A 19,162-nucleotide genomic window follows, 5' to 3' on the forward strand; every position below is an offset into this window, starting at 1 on the left:
GGACCGCTACCCGGAGTGCACATCAGGAGACAGCGATGTCCCACGACGCCCCGAATCTCGACTTCGAGGGCAGCACGCCGTACGAGGACTATGTCAAGGCGGACGTGCTCACCCATCTCCAGCACACCCTCTCCGACGATCCCGGAGAGATGGTCTTCCTGGTCACGACCCAGGTCATGGAGCTGTGGTTCACCGTCATCGTCCACGAGTGGGAGACCGCGGCCCGCGCCCTGCGCGAGGACCGGATCCAGGTGGCGACCGACGCGCTCAAGCGCTCGGTGCGGGAGCTGGAGGCGCTGAACGCCTCCTGGACGCCGCTCGCGGGCCTGACGCCCGCCCAGTTCAACTCCTACCGGAGTGCCCTCGGCGAGGGCTCCGGCTTCCAGTCGGCGATGTACCGCCGCCTGGAGTTCCTGCTCGGCGACAAGTCCGCGTCCATGCTCGTTCCGCACCGCGGCGCCCCGCGCGTCCACGCGGAGCTGGAGAAGGCGCTGCACGAGCCGAGCCTGTACGACGAGGTGGTCCGGCTGCTGTCCCGGCGCGGGTACGACATCCCGGACGCCGTGCTCCGGCGCGACGTCACCCGGAAGTACGAGCCGGCCCCGGAGGTGGAGGCCGCCTGGACGGCCGTCTACTCCGGTGACCAGAACGGCGAGCTGGCCCGCCTCGGCGAGGCGCTCACCGACGTCGCCGAGCTGGTGTGGCGCTGGCGCAACGACCACCTGGTCGCCACCCGCCGCGCGATGGGCTCCAAGACCGGCACGGGCGGCTCCGCCGGGGTGGCCTGGCTGGAGAAGCGGGCCCGCGGCAACGTGTTCCCCGAGCTGTGGACGGCGCGGTCGTATGTCTGAACTTCTCGAACCGGTGACTGAGGCCGAGAAGCTGGACGCCGCCGACGAGCTGGCGGCACTGCGCGAGCGGTTCGTCCTGGACGACGTCGTCTACCTGGACGGCAACTCGCTCGGCGCCCTCCCGGCCGGCGTCCCCGCGCGCGTGGAGGACGTCGTACGCCGCCAGTGGGGCGAGCTGCGCATCCGGTCGTGGGAGGAGAGCGGCTGGTGGACCGCGCCCGAGCGGATCGGCGACCGGATCGCCCCGCTGGTCGGGGCGGCGGACGGGCAGATCGTCGTGGGCGACTCGACGAGCGTCAACGTGTTCAAGGCGCTCGTCGCGGCGGTACGGATGGCGGGTGCGGACCGGGACGAGATCCTCGTCGACGCCACCACCTTCCCCACGGACGGCTACATCGCCGAGTCGGCGGCCCGGATGACGGGCCGGACCCTGCGCCCGGTCACCCCGTCCGAGGTTCCGTCGGCGCTCGGGGACCGTACCGCCGCGGTCCTGCTCAACCACGTCGACTACCGCACGGGCCGGCTGCACGACCTGCCCGCGCTCACGGCCGCGGCGCACGCGGCGGGGGCGTACGCCGTCTGGGACCTGTGCCACAGCGCGGGCGCGCTGCCGGTCGGCCTCGACGAGCACGGCGTCGACCTGGCGGTCGGCTGCACCTACAAGTACCTCAACGGCGGACCCGGTTCGCCCGCCTACCTGTACGTGCGCCGCGACCTCCAGGACCGCTTCGACTCCCCGCTGCCGGGCTGGAACTCGCACGCCGAGCCCTTCGGTATGCGGCCCGGGTACGCCCCGGCGTCCGGCGCGGTGCGCGGCCGGGTCGGTACGCCGGACATCCTCTCCATGCTCGCCCTGGAGGCGGCGCTGGAGGTGTGGGACGGGGTGTCGGTGGAAGCGGTACGGGCCAAGTCCCTGGCGCTGACCGACTTCTTCCTGCGCTGCGTCGGGGAGTACGTGCCGGACGGCCGGTTGGAGTCGCTGACACCGGCGGCGCACGCCGAGCGGGGCAGCCAGGTCGCGCTGCGCTGTGCCGATGCCGGGGACGTGATGAAGCGGCTGATCGAGCGCGGGGTGGTCGGTGACTTCCGCGCCCCGGACGTCCTGCGCTTCGGCTTCACCCCGCTGTACGTCGGCTTCGCGGACGTGGAGCGGGCGGCGCGGGTGCTGGCGGAGACGTCGGCCGATACGCCGACGGAGACGCCGGCCGATACGCCGGTGTGACGGGCGGGTGAGGGCCGGGCGCTCCGCTCGGTCCTCACCCAGCGTTACATCCCCATGTCCGCGCACGTCACCGGCCTGATAGCGTCCCGCCAACGGCCGATTTCATTCCCCCCGAGCCGCCAACACCGTTTTGCCGCTGAGAGGTTGAGCATGCCGGACGCCGCCGCAGAACCGGGCACCGCTGCCGCGAGGGCCGCCGCGGAGGCCGCCGAGCAGAAATCGGCCTTCTCGCACCCGGTCGTCGACCCCGACAGCACCGCCGTGTACGGCGACCACCCGGACCAGGTGATCGACTTCTACGTCCCGCGCGGCGTGGGGGTTTTGGGCGGCTCGGGGGCTCCGGGCGGCGCGGGGGGCTTGGGCGGCGCGGGGGGCTTGGGCGGTGCCGCCCCCGTCGTGGTGGTCCTGCACGGAGGTTCGTGGCGGGCGCCGTACGACCGGCGCCATGTCAGCCCGTTCGCCGGCTTCCTGGCCCACCGGGGCATCGCCGTCGCCAGCGTGGAGTACCGGCGCGGTACGGAGGGCGGGGACGGTCTGGTCGCGGGGCGGTGGCCCGACACCTTCGACGATGTCGCCGCCGCGCTGGACGCGCTGCCCGCTCTGGTGCGGCAGCACCTTCCGCAGGCCGACGCGCGCCGGATCGTGCTCACCGGCCACTCCGCCGGCGGTCACCTCGCCCTGTGGGCGGCCGCCCGGCATCTGCTGCCCGCAGACGCACCTTGGCGCACCGACCGCCCGGCACCCCTGCGCGGCGTGGTCGCCCTCGCGCCGATCGCGGACTTCGAGATCGCCGACAAGCTCGACGTGTGCGGCGGGGCGGCCCGGCAACTCCTCGGCGGCGCGGAGCGGTTCGCCGAACGCCGGCCCTACGCCGATCCGGCCCTGCTGCTGCCCACCGGCATCGCGACGACCCTCGTCCAGGGCCGTGCCGACGTGGACGTCCCGCAGGCGGTCGCCGAGGCGTATGCCGACGCGGCGGCCAAGGCGGGGGAGGTGGTGGGCGTGACGCTGCTGGAGGACGTCGGCCACTACCCGCTGATCGATCCGGCGGCGGACGCGTGCGCGGTGGTGGCGGAGGAGATCGCACAACTGGCCTGGTGAGGCCGGGGCCGTACCTGTTGGGCGGGCCCGGTCGTACCCGTAGTACCTGAGAGCTACCCGGCAGGTGAGTTCCCTGGCGGGACGCGGGTTACCCGGCGCGATTCATAACTTCCCTTACAGACAAGCCCGATGGTCGGGCGAGCTGGAGGGGAGAGGCCATGGGGCCCGGGACGACGGTACGTTGGCGGCGGCGCGTGAACAGATGGCGTCGCACTGTCCTCGCCGCGCTCATCTGTGGTGCCGTGGTCCTTCCCCTCTCCGGTGCCGCGCGCCCCCAGATCCCCGCTCCGGCTCCCGCCGCACTCGCGGCCCCGACGGCGGACACGCTGGAGGAGGCGTACGCCGCCAACCGGGCCAACGCCGCCGAGGCGGCCCGGATGGCGGCCGCCCACGGGGACCGGCACCGCGCGGCGGCGGACCGCTCGATGGCCGACCCGTCCCGGCGGCTGCTCGCCTTCGACGGCCGGGGGGCCGGACTGGCCACGGAGGTCTTCGGCGACCTGTCCCACGCCGACCGCGTCGCCGTCCTGGTCCCGGGCTCCGACACGAGCCTCGACACGTACGGCCGGTTCCGTGCCGCCGCCCTGGCCCTGCACCGGCAGCTCGCCGCCCAGACGCCCGAGGGCGGTGGCACCGCGGTCGTGGCCTGGCTGGGCTACGAGACACCGGGCACCGTGAGCACCGCGGTCGCCACGACCGACCGTGCCGACCGTGCCGCCCCGAAGCTGCGCGCCCTGGTCGACACCCTGCGCGGGATCACCGCCCCCGGCGCCCGTCTCGCCCTCCTGTGCCACTCCTACGGCTCGGTGGTCTGCGCCCGCGCCGCCGACGGCCTGGACGTCGCCGACATCGCCCTGGTCGGCAGCCCCGGCACCGGCGCGGACACCGCCGCGGGCCTCGGCACCGGTGCCCGGGTCTGGGCGGCACGCGGGGCCGACGACTGGGTGGAGCACGTTCCGCACCTCAGCGCCGGCCTCTTCGGCACCACCGTCGGCTTCGGCACCGACCCGGTCTCCCCGGATTTCGGCGCGCGGGTCTTCGCGGCCGGCGGGGGCGGCCACAGCGACTACTTCGACACCGGCTCCGTCTCCCTGACCAACCTGGCCCGGATCGCCCTGGGCGAGACCACGGAGGTGACCCATGCCTGACGTGCCCCGAGCGACGCGGCCGAGTCCTCCGCGCGAGGCGCCCGGCCGGTGGCGCGCTGAAGCCGCCCGGCAGGGTCCGTGTCGCACCGCCGCCCGGCAGAATCCGTGTCGCACCGCCGTCCGGCAGGGGCTGCGCCGGGCCGCCGCCCGGATCGACGCCGCCACGCCCGCCTCGCGTGACCGGGCCGTCGACGCCCTGCGCGCCTTCGCCATCCTCGGCGTGGTCCTCGGCCACTGGCTGGTGACGGCCCTGGTCGCCGACGGCAACAGCCTGCGCGCGGCCAGCCCGCTGCGGGACATGCCCTGGCTGTCCCCGATCTCCTGGGTCTTCCAGACCCTCGCCGTGTTCTTCCTGGTCGGCGGCCATGTCGCCACCCGCGGCCACGCGTCGGCCCGAGCCCGCGGCACGTCCTACGGCCCTTGGCTGTCCGCCCGGTTGTCCCGGCTGTTCCGCCCGGTCGCGGCCGTCCTCACCCTGTGGACGGTGACGGCGGCGCTGCTCCTCCTGACGGGCGCGGAGTTCGTGACCGTCCACACCCTGGTGAAGCTGGCCCTGTCCCCGCTGTGGTTCCTGCTGGTCTTCGCCGTGCTGACGGCGGCGACCCCGCTGCTGACTCGTCTGCATCCGCTGTGGCCGCTGGTCGTCGTCCTCCACGTCGACCTGCTGCGCTTCGGATTCGGCGCCCCGTCCTGGATCGGCTGGATCAACCTCGCGGCCGGCTGGCTGGTCCCCTACTCCCTCGGCGCCGCCTGGACCCGCGGCGAACTGGACCGCCGAGCGGGCTGGATCCTGCTCACCGGTGGTACGGCGGCGACCGCCGCGCTCGTCGCCTGGGCGGGCTACCCGGCGTCGATGGTCGGCGTCCCCGGCGCCGAGGTGTCGAACCTCAACCCGCCGACGCTGGCCGCCGTCACCTTCGGCCTGGCGCAGTGCGGCCTCGCCCTGCTGCTGCGCGAGCGGCTGCGTCGCGCGATGCGGCGGCCCATGGCATGGGCCGCGGTCGCACTGGTCAACCTCTCCGCGATGACGATCTTCCTGTGGCACCAGACCGCGTTGATGGCGACCACGGCCACCGGCCTCCTGGCGGGCCGCCTGCCAGGCCTGCACACGCTCCCCGGCGGCCTGGACTGGGTCGCGGCCCGGCTCGTCTGGCTGCCGGTGTTCGCGCTCGTCCTGGGAGGCTGCTGGGCCGCCTTTCGCTCCTTCGAGCGCGGTGGCGGCCGGCGCCGCACCCGGGTCGTGCGCTCCCATCGCCCGCCGGGCCGGACGAGGGCGGAGGGGGCACGTCATGTCTAGGGTGGGCCGTGTGATGCGAAGGGGGAGCCGGCTGATGACCAAGGGCGGCCGGGTCGAGCGGGTGCTGCGGGTGCTGCACGACGACCTGTGGACCTGGCGGGCGGATCCGCTGCCGCCGTCGGTGTGGCTGCGCTGGTTCCCGCACGGGGTCGTCTGTCTGGCCGCCCTGGGCGTGCTGCTCGGTGACGCGGCCCAGCTCGACGACAACGGCGGGATCGACGCCGGGTTCGCCTTCGTGATCGCCCTCGCCCAGGCCGGCGCGATGGTGCTGGCACTGTGGCGGCCGGTCGCGGGGTGGTGGCTGTCGACGGCGGCCATGCTGGTGGGGGCCTTCGCCCTGCGGGCCGAGATGGTCGCGGAGGACTACGAGTTCACCTGGCCCTGGACGGCCGCCGGGATCATCGGGCACCTGTTCGTGCTGCTGCTGCTCGCGCTGCGGGTCCGCACCCGGGTGTCCGCGGAGGCGCTGGCCCTGACCGCCCTCGTCACCTACGTCGTGCAGGGCCTGGTGGGCGGGCGGAACTACCAGCCGACCGGCCAGCTCGCCGTCATCCTGTTCGCGGTCGTCGTTCTGCTCGGCACCGCCCTGCGCGGCCGCCGCGAGGCCCGCACGGAACTCGCGCAGCAGACCTCGCTCACCGCCGAGGAGAGAGCCCGGCGCACCCTGCTGGAGGAGCGCGGCCGCATCGCCCGCGAGCTGCACGACGTGGTCGCCCACCACATGTCGGTGATCTCCATCCAGGCCCAGGTCGCCCCCCTCCTCGTCGAGAATCCGCCGGACGAGCTGAAGGAGAACCTCGCGGGCATCCGACAGAACGCGCTGGAGGCCCTCACCGAACTGCGCCGGGTGCTGGGCGTGCTGCGCTCCGAGCACCCCGACGCTCTGGAGGCGCCCGACGGGACGGACGCCGCCCCGCACGCCCCGCAGCCCACCCTCGACCGGCTCGACGCGCTGGTGGAAAACATCCGGGCCGCCGGTCTGACCGTCACCACCGAGACGAGCGGGACACGCAGACCCCTGCCGCCCGGTGTGGAGCTGTCGGCGTACCGGATCGTGCAGGAGGCGCTCAGCAACGTCCTGCGGCACGCGCCCGGCGCGACCGCCCGGGTCCACCTCACACACCTTCCGATCGGGCTGCGCGTGGAGGTCTCCAACACGCGGCCGACGCGTTCCCCGGCACCCTCTCAGGGGGCGGGACACGGGCTGCTCGGCATGCGGGAACGGGTGGCGATGCTCGACGGCACCCTGACGGCGCAGACACTGCCGGGCGGTGGCTACCAGGTGGCCGCGTTCCTGCCGGCCGACGGCCCCGACCCTCCCTCCCACCCTTCGGCCCACCCCTCCGCTCACCACCCCACCGAGGACCACACCCCATGACGACCAGCAGCAACGGCCGCGTGATCCGCGTGCTGATCGCCGACGACCAGCAGATGGTCCGGCAGGGTTTCACCGTGCTGCTCAACACCCAGCCCGACATCGAGGTGATCGGGCAGGCGGTGGACGGCCTGGACGCCGTGGCCAAGGTCGCCGAGACGGCACCGGACGTGGTCCTGATGGACATCCGCATGCCGGAGCTGGGCGGCATCGAGGCCACCCGCCGCATCACCGGGGCGACCGAGAAGATCAGGGTGCTGGTGCTGACCACCTTCGACCTCGACGAGTACGTGTACGAGGCGCTGCGGGCCGGCGCGTCCGGGTTCCTGCTCAAGGACGCCTCCGCCGACCAGCTCGCCGACGCGGTCCGGGTGGTGGCGGCCGGCGACGCGCTGCTCGCGCCGGGCATCACCCGGCGGCTGATCGCCGAGTTCTCCCGGCTGGACGACCGGCCGCGCGGCCCGTTGAAGACCCGCGTCGGCGAGCTGACCGAGCGGGAGACCGAGGTGCTCGCCCTGATCGCACAGGGCCTGTCGAACGCGGAGATCGCCCAGCGACTGGTGGTCGCCGAGCAGACGGTGAAGACCCACGTGGGCCGGATCCTGGTGAAGCTGGGCCTCAGGGACCGCACGCAGGCGGCGGTGTTCGCCTACGAGTCGGGCCTGGTGCGACCGTCCGGGTACTGATGTCCGGGGTGCCGAGCGGGGCGGGCGCGTAGTACCTGAGGCGGATGCCGAAGGACCCCTCTCACTGGTGACGACGGTGCCCACCGGCACCGCCTACCGTTGCGAACGTGACCGAGACGACCCAGACGACCACGCCTGCCGGAGACGGAAGCGGATCGCGCAGCCCCGAGTACCGGCTGGCCGTGAATGCCCTGAGCGGGCTGCGCGAGGACCTGTTCCACGACGCCTTCGCCTACCGTCCGCTGCCTCGCACGGCCGCGTACGGGCCGGTGATCCGCCGCCTCCCGGCCCGGATGCGGCCCCACGCGGCCCGCCTCCCGTACGCGGTGGTGGCCGCCGCCGCGCTGCTGTGCTTCTGGGGCGGATCGGTGGGCAGCGGCACGTCCGACGGTCTTCCGGCCCTGCTGTCCGGGGTGATCTGCGCGCTCCCGGTGCTGGCCACGCTGGTCCGGCCGGTCGGTGCCTTCTGGATGTCCATGGCGGCGACCCCGGTGGTGTCGTTGCTCGGCAGCAGCTGGGGCGACTGGCCGTGGCTGCCCGGCACGTTCATGTGCCATCAGGCGGTGCTGGTGATCGTGGCCATACGCACCCGGCCCCGTACGGCAGCCTGGATGTGGGCCCTGACCGCGGCCTACGGCTTCGTCGTCGAGACGCTGTTCGGCGCCGGCCACTTCAGCACCAACTCGGCACCGCTGCTGACCGTCTCCGCCTTCGCCCTCCTGGTGGTCTCCGTCTGGCACATCCGGCGCGACGCCCGTCAGCAGGTGAGCGCGCAGCAGACGGTCACCGCGCACGAGCGGTCCCGGCGCACCCTCCTGGAGGAGCGCACCACCATCGCCCGCGAGCTGCACGACGTGGTCGCCCACCACATGTCCGTGGTCGCCATCCAGGCGGAGGCCGCGCCCTACCGGGTGGAGAACCCGCCGGAGGAGCTGGAGCGCGCCTTCGCCACCATCCGGGAGAACGCGGTGGCCGCCCTCACCGAGCTGCGCCGTGTCCTGGGGGTCGTCCGCGCCGAGGACTACGAGGCCCCGGACGCCCCGCAGCCCACGCTCGCCGACCTGGACGCCCTGCTCGCCAACGTGCGCGAGGCCGGCCTGAGCGTGGAGAAGGCGGTGACCGGAGCGGTGCGCGAGCTGCCGCCCGGCGTGGAGCTGTCGGCGTACCGGATCGTGCAGGAGGCGCTGAGCAACTCCCTGCGGCACGCGCCCGGCGCGACCGCCCGCGTCGAGGTCTCCTACGTCCTCGGCGGCCTGGGCCTGAGAGTCGTCAACGGCTCGGTGCCGGGGCCCTTGCCGGCCAAGCCCGCCCGTCACCCGGCTACCGCCCCTGAACACCCGGCCACCGTCCCCGAGGGAGGACATCACCCGCACCCGTCGATGGGCGCCGGGCACGGCATCACCGGCATGCGCGAGCGCGTCTCGATGCTGAACGGCGAGATGACGGCCGGCCCCACCGACGACGGAGGCTACGAGGTGGCGGTGTTCCTGCCGGTCACGGCACCGACCGAGGGTGAAGCATGAACGACCGCACGATCCGGGTACTGATCGCCGACGACCAGATGATGGTCCGCGAGGGCTTCTCCGTCCTGCTGAACGCGATGCGGGACATCGAGGTCGTCGGCGAGGCGGTCAACGGCCGGGAGGCCGTGGCGAAGGTCCGCGAACTGGCCCCGGACATCGTCCTGATGGACATCCGCATGCCCGAGCTGAACGGCATCGAGGCGACGCGGGAGATCGTCGCCGCCGACGGCGCGGCGAAGGTCCTCGTCCTCACCACCTTCGACCTCGACGAGTACGTGTACCAAGCGCTGCGCGCGGGCGCCTCCGGGTTCCTCCTCAAGGACGCCTCGGCCCGTCAGCTCGCCGACGGCGTCCGGGTGGTGGCCGCCGGCGAGGCCCTCCTCGCCCCCTCGGTCACCAAGCGCCTGATCACCGAGTTCTCCAAGCTCTCCGACGGCCCGCGGCTGATGTCCTCGGCGCAGGCGGCGTACGGCGACCTGACCGAGCGGGAGACGGAGGTGCTGGTCCTGATCGCACAGGGCCTGTCCAACTCGGAGATCGCCGAGCGCCTGGTGGTCGCCGAGTCGACGATCAAGACGCACGTCAGCCGGATCCTGGTGAAGCTGGGCCTGCGCGACCGCACCCAGGCCGCGGTCTTCGCCTACGAGGCCCGCCTGGTGACACCGGGCTGAGAGACGTCCCGGGCCTCTGGCCAGGGTCGGCACCACCGGCTAGCGTCCGTCCATGGCCGCCTTCGACAGCTTCGACCCGTGGGACCCGGCGTTCGTCGCCGACCCGTACCCCGCCTTCGCCGATCTGCGGGCCCGGGGGCGCGTGCTCTACTACGAGCCGACCGATCAGTGGCTGGTCCCGCACCACGCGGACGTCTCGGCGCTGCTGCGCGACCGCCGCCTGGGCCGGACCTATCAGCACCGTTTCACGCACGAGGACTTCGGCCGCACCCCGCCCCCGCCGGAGCGGGAGCCCTTCCACACGCTCAACGACCACGGGATGCTCGACCTGGAGCCGCCGGACCACACCCGTATCCGGCGTCTGGTGTCCAAGGCGTTCACGCCGCGCACGGTGGAGCGGCTGAGGCCGTACGTGCACGGGCTGGCGGACGACCTGGTGTCCCGGCTGGTGGCGGCGGGCGGCGGCGACCTGCTGCGGGACGTGGCCGAACCGCTCCCGGTCGCCGTCATCGCCGAGATGCTGGGCATCCCGGAGTCCGACCGTGCCCCGTTGCGTCCCTGGTCGGCGGACATCTGCGGGATGTACGAGCTCAACCCGTCCGAGGAGACGGCGGCGCAGGCCGTCCGCGCGTCGGTCGAGTTCTCGGAGTACCTGCGCGGGCTGATCGCGGCCCGCCGCAAGGAGCCCGGCGACGACCTGGTCTCCGGACTGATCGCGGCCCACGACGAGGACGACCGTCTCACCGAGCAGGAGATGATCTCGACCTGCGTCCTGCTCCTGAACGCCGGTCACGAGGCCACGGTGAACGCCACGGTCAACGGCTGGTGGGCGCTGTTCCGCGATCCACGACAGCTCGCCGCCCTGCGCGCGGACCACTCCCTGGTCCCCTCCGCCGTGGAGGAGCTGATGCGGTACGACACCCCGCTCCAGCTCTTCGAGCGCTGGGTACTGGACGAGGTCGAGATCGACGGCACGGTGCTGCCGCGGGGCGCGGAGGTGGCGCTGCTGTTCGGCTCCGCCAACCACGACCCGGCGGTCTTCACCGCTCCGGACCGCCTCGACCTCACCCGCGCGGACAACCCGCACATCTCCTTCAGCGCCGGGATCCACTACTGCATCGGCGCCCCACTGGCCCGCATCGAACTGGCGGCGTCCATGACGTCCTTGCTGGAGCGGGCACCCGCGCTCCGGCTCGCCGCCGAGCCGGAGCGCAAGCCCAACTTCGTCATCCGGGGACTGGAGGGGCTGGCGGTGGAGGTGTAGTCACCGGTACCGCCCCGCCGGGCAGGCCTACTTGGTCTCCAGGTCCCGGCGGCGGAACCCGGCCAGCCCCAGCCACACCAGCCCGGCCGCGACCAGGGTCAGCACCAGCAGCGGCGTCCAGTTCATGTCCGCGGCGGGGAGCCGGGGCACGTGGCCGAAGGGGGAGAGGTTGTTCATCCAGTCGGGGAACTGGAGGATCTGGCCGAGGTAGCCGACGACGAAGGCGTACACCGGCACGGTCCAGGCCGCGGCACTCGCCCGCGGGAACCAGCCGAAGAGCACCACGGCCACCCCGACCGTGACCCACAGGGCCGGTGCGTAGGCGAGGGCGGCGCCCACCAGCTTGGGCAGCAGGACACCGTCGCCGGTGGAGGCGGCGCCCGCGATGCCGAAGCCCAGACCGGCCACCAGCAGGACGAGCGTGCCGCATCCCATGGCCACGGCCAGGTGGCCGCCGACCCAGCGGCCGCGTGACAGTCCGGTGGCGAGCAGCGGCTCGGCGCGGCCTGCGGTCTCCTCGGAGCGGGGCCGCAGCGCGGCCATCACCACGTAGACGGCGGCGACCACCGTGATCACCACCATGACCATGGAGGCGAAGGACTCGGCCATGCTGGAGCCGCCGATGCGCTCCAGGGCCTCCTGGATCTCGTCGATGTCCTTCAGCATGTCCTCGGCCTGTCCCAGGATGGAGCCGTACATCGCGCCCATCAGGAACAGGCCCGCGCCGAAACCGACGAGCATGCCGCGGTGCAGCCGCAGGGCGAAGCCGAGGGGGGTGCCCAGCGCGCCGGAGGCGACCGGGCTGCCCAGCTTCTCCGGGCGCAGCCCCGCGCCGACGTCGCGCCGGGTGGAGAGCACGAACCCCGTCGCCGCGCAGGCCACGGCCAGCGCGAGGCAGAGCAGCAGCGGCCGCCAGTCGTTGTCGACGTAGACGTAGGTGCGCTGCACCCAGCCGATCGGGGAGAGCCAGGACAGGGCGCCGCTCTCGCCGCTGTCGCCGGCGGCGCGCAGCACGTAGGCGACGCCGATGACCGCGAGTGCCATTCCGGAGGCGCCGCGGGCGTGCGCGGTGATCTGCGCGGTGATCGCGGCCACGGCGGCGAAGACGAGACCGGCGGCGGCGTGGTCGGCGCCGTACAGCAGCGACCCGGCCGTGTCGATGCCCTCGATGCCGAGGCCGGACAGGCCCAGGGCCAGCAGCGCGGCGAGGACCAGGTTGGCGAGGACCGCGACCGAGAGGGCGGCGGCGAGGTGGGCGTGCCGGCCGACGACCGTCGAGCGCAGCAGCTCGGCCCGGCCGGTCTCCTCCTCGGCGCGGGTGTGCCGGGTGACGATCAGGACGCTCATCAGGCCGACGAGGACGGCCATGAAGCCGAGCATCTGGTGACCGAGCATGGCGCCGGAGGTGTAGTCGTCGAGGTAGTGGCGGGGCCCCGACATGGCGAGGCCGGCCGGGCTGCCCATGGACTCCACGGCGTTGGCCCGGTCCTCGGGCCCGCCGTACAGCTCCTGGTAGCTGTTGGCCGTCGACAGGGTGCCGAGGACCAGCGCCAGGATCCATACCGGGAGCCGGACGCGGTCGCGGCGCAGGGCGAAGCGGATCAGGGTGCCGGTGCCGGCCAGCGCGGCCGAGCCGTCCGCGGCGGGTCCGGGGCGCGCCGGGGCGGTGGCGGTGGTGGTCGTCGCGGAGGTCATCGCGCGGCTCCGCGAGGACCGTTCGTGCCGTTCGTGCTGTCCGTGCTCCGCGTACTGTCCGTGCTCCGCGTGCTGTCCGTGCTCGGCGTGCTGTCCGTGCTCGGCGTGCCGTTCGCGCCGTCCCGGTCGGCGGCGGGCAGGGCGTCGTCGTAGTGGCGGAGCATGAGCTCCTCCAGGGTCGGTGGATGGCTGATGAGGCTGCGGATGCCGAACTCGGTGAGCTTGCGGACCGCGCCGTCGACCTCGCCGCCGTCGACGGCGAAGCGGACCCGGCCGTCGGAGACCCGCAGATCGTGGACGCCGGGGAGTTCCTCCAGGCTCGCCGCGGGGCGTTCGGTCTCCGCCTCGATGGTGGTACGGGTCAGGTGCCGCAGCTCGCCGAGCGTGCCGGACTGGACGATCCGGCCGAGGCGGATGATGCTCACCCGGTCCGCGAGCTTCTCCACCTGGGCCAGGATGTGGCTGGAGAGCAGGACGGTCTTGCCCGCGGCCTTGGCCTCGGCGATGACGTCCTGGAACACGACCTCCATGAGCGGGTCCAGGCCCGCGGTCGGCTCGTCGAGGAGCAGCAGCTCGGCGTCGGAGGCGAGCGCGGCGACGATGGCGACCTTCTGCCGGTTGCCCTTGGAGTACGCCCGGCCCTTCTTGGTCGGGTCCAGGCCGAACCGCTCGACGAGTTCGGCCCGGCGCCGCTTGTCCAGCCCGCCCCGGAGCCGCCCCAGCAGATCGATGGCCTCACCGCCGGTGAGGTTCGGCCACAGCTCGACGTCGCCGGGGACGTAGGCGAGACGGCGGTGCAGTTCGACCGCCTGCGCCCACGGGTCCATGCCCAGCACCTGGGAAGCGCCGGAATCGGCCCGTAGCAGGCCGAGCAGGACGCGGATGGTGGTGGACTTGCCGGCGCCGTTGGGGCCGAGGAAGCCGTGGACCTCACCGGCCTCGACGTCCAGGTCGAGGCCGTCCAGCGCGTGCGTGCGTCCGAACGACTTGTGGAGTCCGGAGACGCTGATTGCCTTCGTCATGATCCCGAACGTACGCTTCCTTCAGAAAATTGTGAAGTTAAGAAAGCGTCAGGATGGTGAGGGATGATCGAAAGATGACGGAAGCAACGACATCAGAGCGTGATCCCGAGGCCGTGTCGAGGTTCGTGGAGGGCTTCGCGGCCCAGCTCGTCGAGGCCGGGATGCAGCGGATGCCGTCCCGGGTCTTCGCCGCTCTGCTGGCCTCCGACTCGGGTTCACTGACCTCCGCCGAACTGGGCCGGCAGCTCCGGGTCAGTCCGGCCGCCGTCTCCGGTGCCGTGCGCTACCTTTCGCAGCAGCACATGGTCTCGCGCGAGCGCGAACCCGGCTCGCGACGGGAGCGGTACCGGGTGCACAGCAACCAGTGGTACGAGGCGCTCACCAACCGCGAAGCCGTCCTCAAACGCTGGGAGGAGGCGCTGCGCGAGGGCGTCACCAGCCTCGGCGCCGACACCCCGGCGGGTAACCGCATGGCCGAGACGCTCGCCTTCTTCGAGTTCATCGACGGGGAGATCGCCGCCATGATGGAGCGCTGGCGCGTGCATCGGGAGGAGCGGTTCGGGCGGGGCTGAGGGTGATCGCGGAAACGGCCACGGAGACGTAAGCGGTCGGCGGCGCCGGGGCGTGACCGGTCCGCGCCAACGGGCGAGACCGCGCCAAGACAGCCGTGCCCAAGGCCGCCTGGCCCCCACCTCGCCGGGAGCGTCGGTCCAGGGCCGTCTGGCCCCCGCATCCCTCGCCGGGAGCGTCGGTTCAGGGCCGTCTGGCCCCCGCATCCCTCGCCGGGAGCGTCGGTCCGGGGCCGTCTGGCCCCCGCATCCCTCGCCGGGAGCGTCAGTCCGGGGCCGTCTGGCCCCCGCATCCCTCGCCGGGAGCGTCGGTTCAGGGCCGTCTGGCCCCGCATCCCTCGCCGGGAGCGTCAGCCCAAGGCCGCCTGGCCCCTACCCCGCCGGGAGCGTCAGCCCCCAGGCCCCCTCCCGCACCGTCCACGTCCGTGTCCCCACCGGCCCCGACACCACCGCGTCGGCCCGGTACCGGAAGTGCGCCCCCGACACCGTCACCGTCCGTCCGCTCGCCGTGAGCGGCGACGCCTCGGCGCCCACCGACAGCGGCCGCACCTCCACCACGGCCAGCCCGCCGGCGCCCGGTGTCACCGAGACCCCCTCGACCGGCTGGTCCAGGTCCACCAGCGTCACCCCGTCGACCTCCACCCGCAGCCGGGCCGGACCGGCCGCCCCCACAGCCGTCGTGACCCGGGCCGGCCGCGAGGACGCCAGCGTCCGTACGAGGGACTGGCAGGTCCGCAGCCAGGCGTGGCCCGAAGCCGGCGCGTCCGCCCTCGGGCCCGCGCCCTCGTGCGCCGCGGCCGGCGGGATCCCCACCGTCCCCAGCACCACCCCGTCACTGTCGTCGACGAGCAGGTCGAGGCGGTGTTCCGACCCGTCCAGCACCGCCCGCGCCGCCGCCACCGCGCCCGAGGGCAGCCCGAGCGCCCGGGTCAGGCCCAGCACCGGGCCCACCGGCACCATCGCCAGCGCGCAGCCCGCCAGCTCCCGCTGCCGGTGCAGCAGGCCGACGGCCCGCAGCAGCGCGCGGTCGTCGCCGACCACGACGGGCCGCCGCGAACCCCTTCGCCGCAGCGCTCGGGCGAATTCCTCCGGACCGTCCGGCAGGCACACCTTCGTACTCGCCGCACCCGCGCTGAGCACGTCCTTCGCGATCCGGACGGACTCTCCGTCCGCCCGCCGGGCGACCGGATCGATGACCACCAGAAGCTGATCGGGCCTCGCGGAAGACCTCGCGGAAGTCGCCACCTCGGCCATGCCTCGCTTCCTCGGGTAGCATCTTTGTGCAAGAGCCCCTTGCGCCTTTGCGCCAGGGGCTTCGTCTATTCCGGGGCATCCGGTCCGACGGTTGGCGGCCAACGACGGTCGCGGTGTACGTGGCGGAAACCCACCGCGTATGCCCTCGACCATGGACATGCCCCGCCCGGAAGGGGTGTACGCGCGTGCCCGCACTTGTGCTGCTCGGTGCTCAGTGGGGTGACGAAGGCAAGGGAAAGGCGACGGACCTGCTCGGTGGTTCCGTCGACTATGTGGTGCGCTACCAGGGCGGCAACAACGCCGGCCACACGGTAGTCGTGGGCGATCAGAAGTACGCCCTCCACCTGCTCCCTTCCGGAATCCTGTCTCCCGGCTGTACGCCGGTCATCGGTAACGGCGTCGTTGTCGACCCGTCGGTCCTGTTCTCCGAGCTGAGCGGGCTGAACGAGCGCGGCGTCGACACGTCCAAGCTCCTGATCAGCGGAAACGCGCACGTCATCACGCCGTACAACGTGACCGTCGACAAGGTGACGGAGCGCTTCCTCGGCAAGCGCAAGATCGGCACCACCGGGCGCGGCATCGGCCCGACCTACGCCGACAAGATCAACCGCGTGGGCATCCGCGTCCAGGACCTCTACGACGAGTCGATCCTCACCCAGAAGGTCGAGGCGGCGCTCGACGCCAAGAACCAGATGCTCACCAAGCTCTACAACCGGCGCGCGATCGCCGTCGGCCAGGTGGTCGAGGAGCTGCTGGGCTACGCGGACAAGCTCGCGCCGTACGTCGCCGACACCGTCCTGGTCCTCAACCAGGCGCTCGACGACGACAAGGTGGTCCTCTTCGAGGGCGGCCAGGGCACGCTGCTCGACATCGACCACGGCACGTACCCCTTCGTCACCTCGTCGAACCCGACCGCGGGCGGCGCCTGCACCGGCGCCGGCGTGGGCCCGACGAAGATCAGCCGGGTCATCGGCATCCTCAAGGCGTACACGACCCGTGTCGGCGCCGGTCCCTTCCCCACCGAGCTGTTCGACGAGGACGGCGAGGCGCTGCGCCGCATCGGTGGCGAGCGGGGTGTGACCACGGGCCGCGACCGCCGCTGCGGCTGGTTCGACGCGGTGATCGCCCGCTACGCGACCCGGGTCAACGGCCTCACCGACTTCTTCCTCACCAAGCTCGACGTCCTCACCGGCTGGGAGCAGATCCCGGTCTGCGTGGCGTACGAGATCGACGGCAAGCGCGTCGAGGAGCTGCCGTACTCGCAGTCCGACTTCCACCACGCGAAGCCGGTCTACGAGATGCTGCCGGGCTGGAGCGAGGACATCAGCAAGGCGAAGTCCTTCTCCGAGCTGCCGAAGAACGCCCAGGCGTACGTCAAGGCGCTCGAGGAGATGTCCGGCGCCCCGATCTCCGCGATCGGCGTGGGTCCGGGCCGGGACGAGACGATCGAGATCAACTCGTTCCTGTAGGGCCGACCGCTCGGAACACCGGCGAACGCCGGCGTCCGGGACCCGCTCGGGGTCCCGGCCGCCGGCGTTGGGCCGGCGGATACGCTGGCGGGTGCCAGCAGTGGTCGGACAGCGCGGAGCGAGCGGAACATGCGGATCGGTAACCCCTTGCCCGTCGGTCCGCGCGGAAAGCCCACCGCCCGGATGTGGATCTGGCTGACCGTGGCGGTCGTCGCCGTGACCGGCGGCCTCCTCTACGTCGACGGCCACCGCGTCTCCGCCGCCCCGCACGCCGGCGACCCCGGGTGCGACAAGGTGGTCTCCCGCCTCCCGGACGACATACCCGGCGCGTCGCGCGACTGGGCCCTCGGCGACGGCGTCGCCTCCTGGGGCGGCCAGAAGGCGGTGTTCCGCTGCGGCGCCGAGGAACTGCCGCCGAACATCAACCTCTGCGTCACGGCCGACGGCGTCGACTGGGTGCTGGACGAGGAGCGGCTCCGGCGCGACGGCGTGAGCGTCCTGCGGACGTACGGCCGCTCACCGGCCGTGGAGCTCACCTACTCGGGCCCGCGCGAGGAAGTGGGCGGCGTCCTCGCCGCGCTGGATCCCGCGGTGAAGTGGATTCCGCAGGAGAGGAAGTGCGTCGGCCTCGAGGACGCCGACGTCCTGTGACCGACTCACAGCCGACGTCCTGCCGCCGTTCGGCCCCCTCCGCCGGGCGCCGGCGCGGGGAGTGCTGTCGGATCGGAGACATGACCGACCGTGAGAGCGGGGGCATGGCCGACCGTGACCGCGCCGCTGCCTGCGGGGGCCCGTACGGCGGCGGGGCCGGACCGGGCGACTGCGGCGACCCGGCCCGCTTCGAGGTCGCCCGGCATCTGAGGACGCCGCTGCGGGTGTGCCCCGTACATCTGGGGCCGTCCCTGCTGCTGGCCGACGGGGTGCTGTGGCCGCCGGGGATCCGCCTCATCCGGTGAGCGCCCGGCGGGAGCGCCGAGCCGCCGGGGTGGTTCACTTGGGTGGCCCCGGGCGGCTCCCGGCCCGTGGGCCCGAGGACGCGGAAGGACCCGTACGGTGCCCGGACGATCCCATGACCGGCCGCGTGGCCGATCCGACGCGGTGGCACGCCAGTTCGAGCTGGACCGGCCCCGTCTGCGGGCGGTCGCGTACCGGATCCTCGGCTCCCTCGGCGAGGCCGACGATGCCCTCCAGGACGCCTGGCTGCGCGCCGACCGCGCGGACACCGCCGAGGTGGAGAACCCCTCGGGCTGGCTCACCACGGTCGTGGCCCGGGTCTGCCTGAACCTGCTCCGCGCCCGGGACACGCGCCGCGAGGAGCCGCTGGACGACGGGGCGGACCGCGGACCGGCCGCCGTCGCACCGCCGTCCGGCGGGCCGGCGGCCGATCCGGCCGAGGAGGCACAGCTCGCCGACGAGGTCGGCGTCGCGCTGCTGATCGTCCTGGACACGCTGGGCCCCGCCGAGCGGCTCGCGTTCGTCCTGCACGACATGTTCGACGTGCCCTTCGACGACATCGCCGCGATGCTCGCCAAGACGCCCGCGGCCACCCGCCAGCTGGCCAGCCGCGCCCGCCGCCGGGTCCGGGGCGTCCCCGCGCCCGACGCGGACCTGCCCCGCAGGCGCCGCGCGGTCGACGCGTATCTGGCGGCCACCCGCGGCGGCGACTTCGACGCGCTGGTCTCGCTGCTCCACCCGGATGTCGTCCTGAGCGCCGACGCGGCGGTCGTGCCGACGCCCGAGCCCATCGCCGTCGCCGGCGTGGAGCGGGTGGCCAGGGGAGCGATGGCCTCCATGGGCCGGGCCGGGTCCGCCGGTGTCGTCCTGGTCGACGGCCGGGCAGGCATGGCGATGGCCGAGAACGGCCGGCTGCGCGTGGTGCTCCGCTTCACCTTCGCGGACGACGGTCTCATCACCGGTATCGATGTGATCGCGGAGCCGGAACAGCTGAGCAAACTGGACATCACGGGCATAAGCTGAGGCTGTACACGTCGCGTCGGCAGAAGAAGGTGAGTGCG

At 73.2% G+C, this 19,162-nt stretch carries 18 protein-coding genes; 15 read left to right on the forward strand and 3 right to left on the reverse strand.

From position 1 onward, the window contains the following. Window positions 1–35: 35 nt before the first annotated feature. The 10 genes from ACZ4V1_RS12355 to ACZ4V1_RS12400 all read left to right on the forward strand — a co-directional run bounded on the left by ACZ4V1_RS12355 (window position 36) and on the right by ACZ4V1_RS12400 (window position 11,138). Window positions 36–851, forward strand: coding sequence for a tryptophan 2,3-dioxygenase family protein (locus ACZ4V1_RS12355; RefSeq protein WP_468333339.1), 816 nt, complete (start codon window positions 36–38; stop codon window positions 849–851). Then, on the forward strand, window positions 844–2,073 hold the full coding sequence (kynU, locus tag ACZ4V1_RS12360) for a kynureninase (protein WP_468333342.1): 1,230 nt from the start codon (window positions 844–846) through the stop codon (window positions 2,071–2,073). Before ACZ4V1_RS12355 ends, kynU begins: the two co-directional genes overlap by 8 nt. A 150-nt stretch (window positions 2,074–2,223) precedes the next feature. Continuing rightward, entirely contained in the window at window positions 2,224–3,174 is a 951-nt protein-coding gene (locus ACZ4V1_RS12365; protein WP_468333345.1) for an alpha/beta hydrolase, read from the forward strand. A gap of 158 nt (window positions 3,175–3,332) precedes the next feature. Continuing rightward, window positions 3,333–4,322: an alpha/beta hydrolase gene (locus ACZ4V1_RS12370; RefSeq protein WP_468333348.1), complete on the forward strand. Its 990-nt coding sequence runs from the start codon at window positions 3,333–3,335 to the stop codon at window positions 4,320–4,322. Continuing rightward, window positions 4,315–5,619, forward strand: a complete 1,305-nt coding sequence (locus tag ACZ4V1_RS12375; RefSeq protein ID WP_468333351.1) for an acyltransferase family protein — start codon at window positions 4,315–4,317, stop codon at window positions 5,617–5,619. The genes ACZ4V1_RS12370 and ACZ4V1_RS12375 overlap by 8 nt, the downstream gene beginning before the upstream one ends. After that, window positions 5,612–6,997, forward strand: coding sequence for a sensor histidine kinase (locus ACZ4V1_RS12380; protein ID WP_468333354.1), 1,386 nt, complete (start codon window positions 5,612–5,614; stop codon window positions 6,995–6,997). The genes ACZ4V1_RS12375 and ACZ4V1_RS12380 overlap by 8 nt, the downstream gene beginning before the upstream one ends. Further along, window positions 6,994–7,680, forward strand: coding sequence for a response regulator (locus tag ACZ4V1_RS12385; protein ID WP_468333357.1), 687 nt, complete (start codon window positions 6,994–6,996; stop codon window positions 7,678–7,680). Before ACZ4V1_RS12380 ends, ACZ4V1_RS12385 begins: the two co-directional genes overlap by 4 nt. A gap of 107 nt (window positions 7,681–7,787) precedes the next feature. Further along, complete coding sequence (locus tag ACZ4V1_RS12390; protein WP_468333360.1) at window positions 7,788–9,203, forward strand: sensor histidine kinase; 1,416 nt, start codon at window positions 7,788–7,790, stop codon at window positions 9,201–9,203. After that, a complete protein-coding gene (locus tag ACZ4V1_RS12395; protein ID WP_468333363.1) occupies window positions 9,200–9,874 on the forward strand; it encodes a response regulator in 675 nt (224 codons plus the stop codon). Before ACZ4V1_RS12390 ends, ACZ4V1_RS12395 begins: the two co-directional genes overlap by 4 nt. A gap of 52 nt (window positions 9,875–9,926) precedes the next feature. Beyond that, window positions 9,927–11,138, forward strand: coding sequence for a cytochrome P450 (locus ACZ4V1_RS12400; RefSeq protein ID WP_468333365.1), 1,212 nt, complete (start codon window positions 9,927–9,929; stop codon window positions 11,136–11,138). 27 nt (window positions 11,139–11,165) lie between these two features. Here the strand turns inward: ACZ4V1_RS12400 and ACZ4V1_RS12405 are convergent, their stop codons facing one another. Together ACZ4V1_RS12405 and ACZ4V1_RS12410 are read right to left on the reverse strand one after the other, a co-directional pair. Next, the gene (locus tag ACZ4V1_RS12405) at window positions 11,166–12,833 is read right to left on the reverse strand and encodes an ABC transporter permease (RefSeq protein WP_468333368.1); all 1,668 of its coding nucleotides are present in this window, start codon (window positions 12,831–12,833) and stop codon (window positions 11,166–11,168) included. Beyond that, window positions 12,830–13,855, reverse strand: coding sequence for an ABC transporter ATP-binding protein (locus ACZ4V1_RS12410; RefSeq protein ID WP_468333371.1), 1,026 nt, complete (start codon window positions 13,853–13,855; stop codon window positions 12,830–12,832). Before ACZ4V1_RS12410 ends, ACZ4V1_RS12405 begins: the two co-directional genes overlap by 4 nt. A gap of 74 nt (window positions 13,856–13,929) precedes the next feature. On the opposite strand from ACZ4V1_RS12410, the gene ACZ4V1_RS12415 reads away from it, so the two are divergent. Then, on the forward strand, window positions 13,930–14,427 hold the full coding sequence (locus ACZ4V1_RS12415; protein WP_468333374.1) for a GbsR/MarR family transcriptional regulator: 498 nt from the start codon (window positions 13,930–13,932) through the stop codon (window positions 14,425–14,427). A gap of 369 nt (window positions 14,428–14,796) precedes the next feature. Here ACZ4V1_RS12415 and ACZ4V1_RS12420 read toward each other — a convergent pair whose 3' ends face one another. Then, complete coding sequence (locus ACZ4V1_RS12420) at window positions 14,797–15,678, reverse strand: diacylglycerol kinase family protein (RefSeq protein ID WP_468333377.1); 882 nt, start codon at window positions 15,676–15,678, stop codon at window positions 14,797–14,799. A 185-nt stretch (window positions 15,679–15,863) separates the two neighbouring features. On the opposite strand from ACZ4V1_RS12420, the gene ACZ4V1_RS12425 reads away from it, so the two are divergent. From ACZ4V1_RS12425 to ACZ4V1_RS12440, 4 genes are all read left to right on the forward strand, one after another. Beyond that, window positions 15,864–17,147 carry an adenylosuccinate synthase gene (locus ACZ4V1_RS12425; RefSeq protein WP_468333380.1) on the forward strand — a complete coding sequence of 428 codons (1,284 nt, stop codon included), beginning with the start codon at window positions 15,864–15,866 and terminating at the stop codon, window positions 17,145–17,147. Window positions 17,148–17,276: 129 nt separating this feature from the next. Then, a complete protein-coding gene (locus tag ACZ4V1_RS12430) occupies window positions 17,277–17,798 on the forward strand; it encodes a DUF3515 family protein (RefSeq protein WP_468333383.1) in 522 nt (173 codons plus the stop codon). 80 nt (window positions 17,799–17,878) lie between these two features. Continuing rightward, window positions 17,879–18,103, forward strand: coding sequence for a hypothetical protein (locus tag ACZ4V1_RS12435; protein ID WP_468333386.1), 225 nt, complete (start codon window positions 17,879–17,881; stop codon window positions 18,101–18,103). A 142-nt stretch (window positions 18,104–18,245) separates the two neighbouring features. Further along, complete coding sequence (locus ACZ4V1_RS12440) at window positions 18,246–19,124, forward strand: sigma-70 family RNA polymerase sigma factor (protein WP_468333389.1); 879 nt, start codon at window positions 18,246–18,248, stop codon at window positions 19,122–19,124. Window positions 19,125–19,162: the final 38 nt, after the last annotated feature.

The sequence above is a fragment of the Streptomyces sp. NPDC028991 genome, assembly GCF_055564775.1.

Coding starts and splice junctions, on each gene's coding strand:
- ACZ4V1_RS12355 (WP_468333339.1), top strand. CDS start 36: ATGTCCCACGACGCCCCGAATCTCGACTTCGAGGGCAGCACGCCGTAC.
- kynU (WP_468333342.1), top strand. CDS start 844: ATGTCTGAACTTCTCGAACCGGTGACTGAGGCCGAGAAGCTGGACGCC.
- ACZ4V1_RS12365 (WP_468333345.1), top strand. CDS start 2,224: ATGCCGGACGCCGCCGCAGAACCGGGCACCGCTGCCGCGAGGGCCGCC.
- ACZ4V1_RS12370 (WP_468333348.1), top strand. CDS start 3,333: ATGGGGCCCGGGACGACGGTACGTTGGCGGCGGCGCGTGAACAGATGG.
- ACZ4V1_RS12375 (WP_468333351.1), top strand. CDS start 4,315: ATGCCTGACGTGCCCCGAGCGACGCGGCCGAGTCCTCCGCGCGAGGCG.
- ACZ4V1_RS12380 (WP_468333354.1), top strand. CDS start 5,612: ATGTCTAGGGTGGGCCGTGTGATGCGAAGGGGGAGCCGGCTGATGACC.
- ACZ4V1_RS12385 (WP_468333357.1), top strand. CDS start 6,994: ATGACGACCAGCAGCAACGGCCGCGTGATCCGCGTGCTGATCGCCGAC.
- ACZ4V1_RS12395 (WP_468333363.1), top strand. CDS start 9,200: ATGAACGACCGCACGATCCGGGTACTGATCGCCGACGACCAGATGATG.
- ACZ4V1_RS12400 (WP_468333365.1), top strand. CDS start 9,927: ATGGCCGCCTTCGACAGCTTCGACCCGTGGGACCCGGCGTTCGTCGCC.
- ACZ4V1_RS12405 (WP_468333368.1), bottom strand. CDS start 12,833: ATGACCTCCGCGACGACCACCACCGCCACCGCCCCGGCGCGCCCCGGA.
- ACZ4V1_RS12410 (WP_468333371.1), bottom strand. CDS start 13,855: ATGACGAAGGCAATCAGCGTCTCCGGACTCCACAAGTCGTTCGGACGC.
- ACZ4V1_RS12415 (WP_468333374.1), top strand. CDS start 13,930: ATGACGGAAGCAACGACATCAGAGCGTGATCCCGAGGCCGTGTCGAGG.
- ACZ4V1_RS12420 (WP_468333377.1), bottom strand. CDS start 15,678: ATGGCCGAGGTGGCGACTTCCGCGAGGTCTTCCGCGAGGCCCGATCAG.
- ACZ4V1_RS12430 (WP_468333383.1), top strand. CDS start 17,277: ATGCGGATCGGTAACCCCTTGCCCGTCGGTCCGCGCGGAAAGCCCACC.
- ACZ4V1_RS12435 (WP_468333386.1), top strand. CDS start 17,879: ATGACCGACCGTGAGAGCGGGGGCATGGCCGACCGTGACCGCGCCGCT.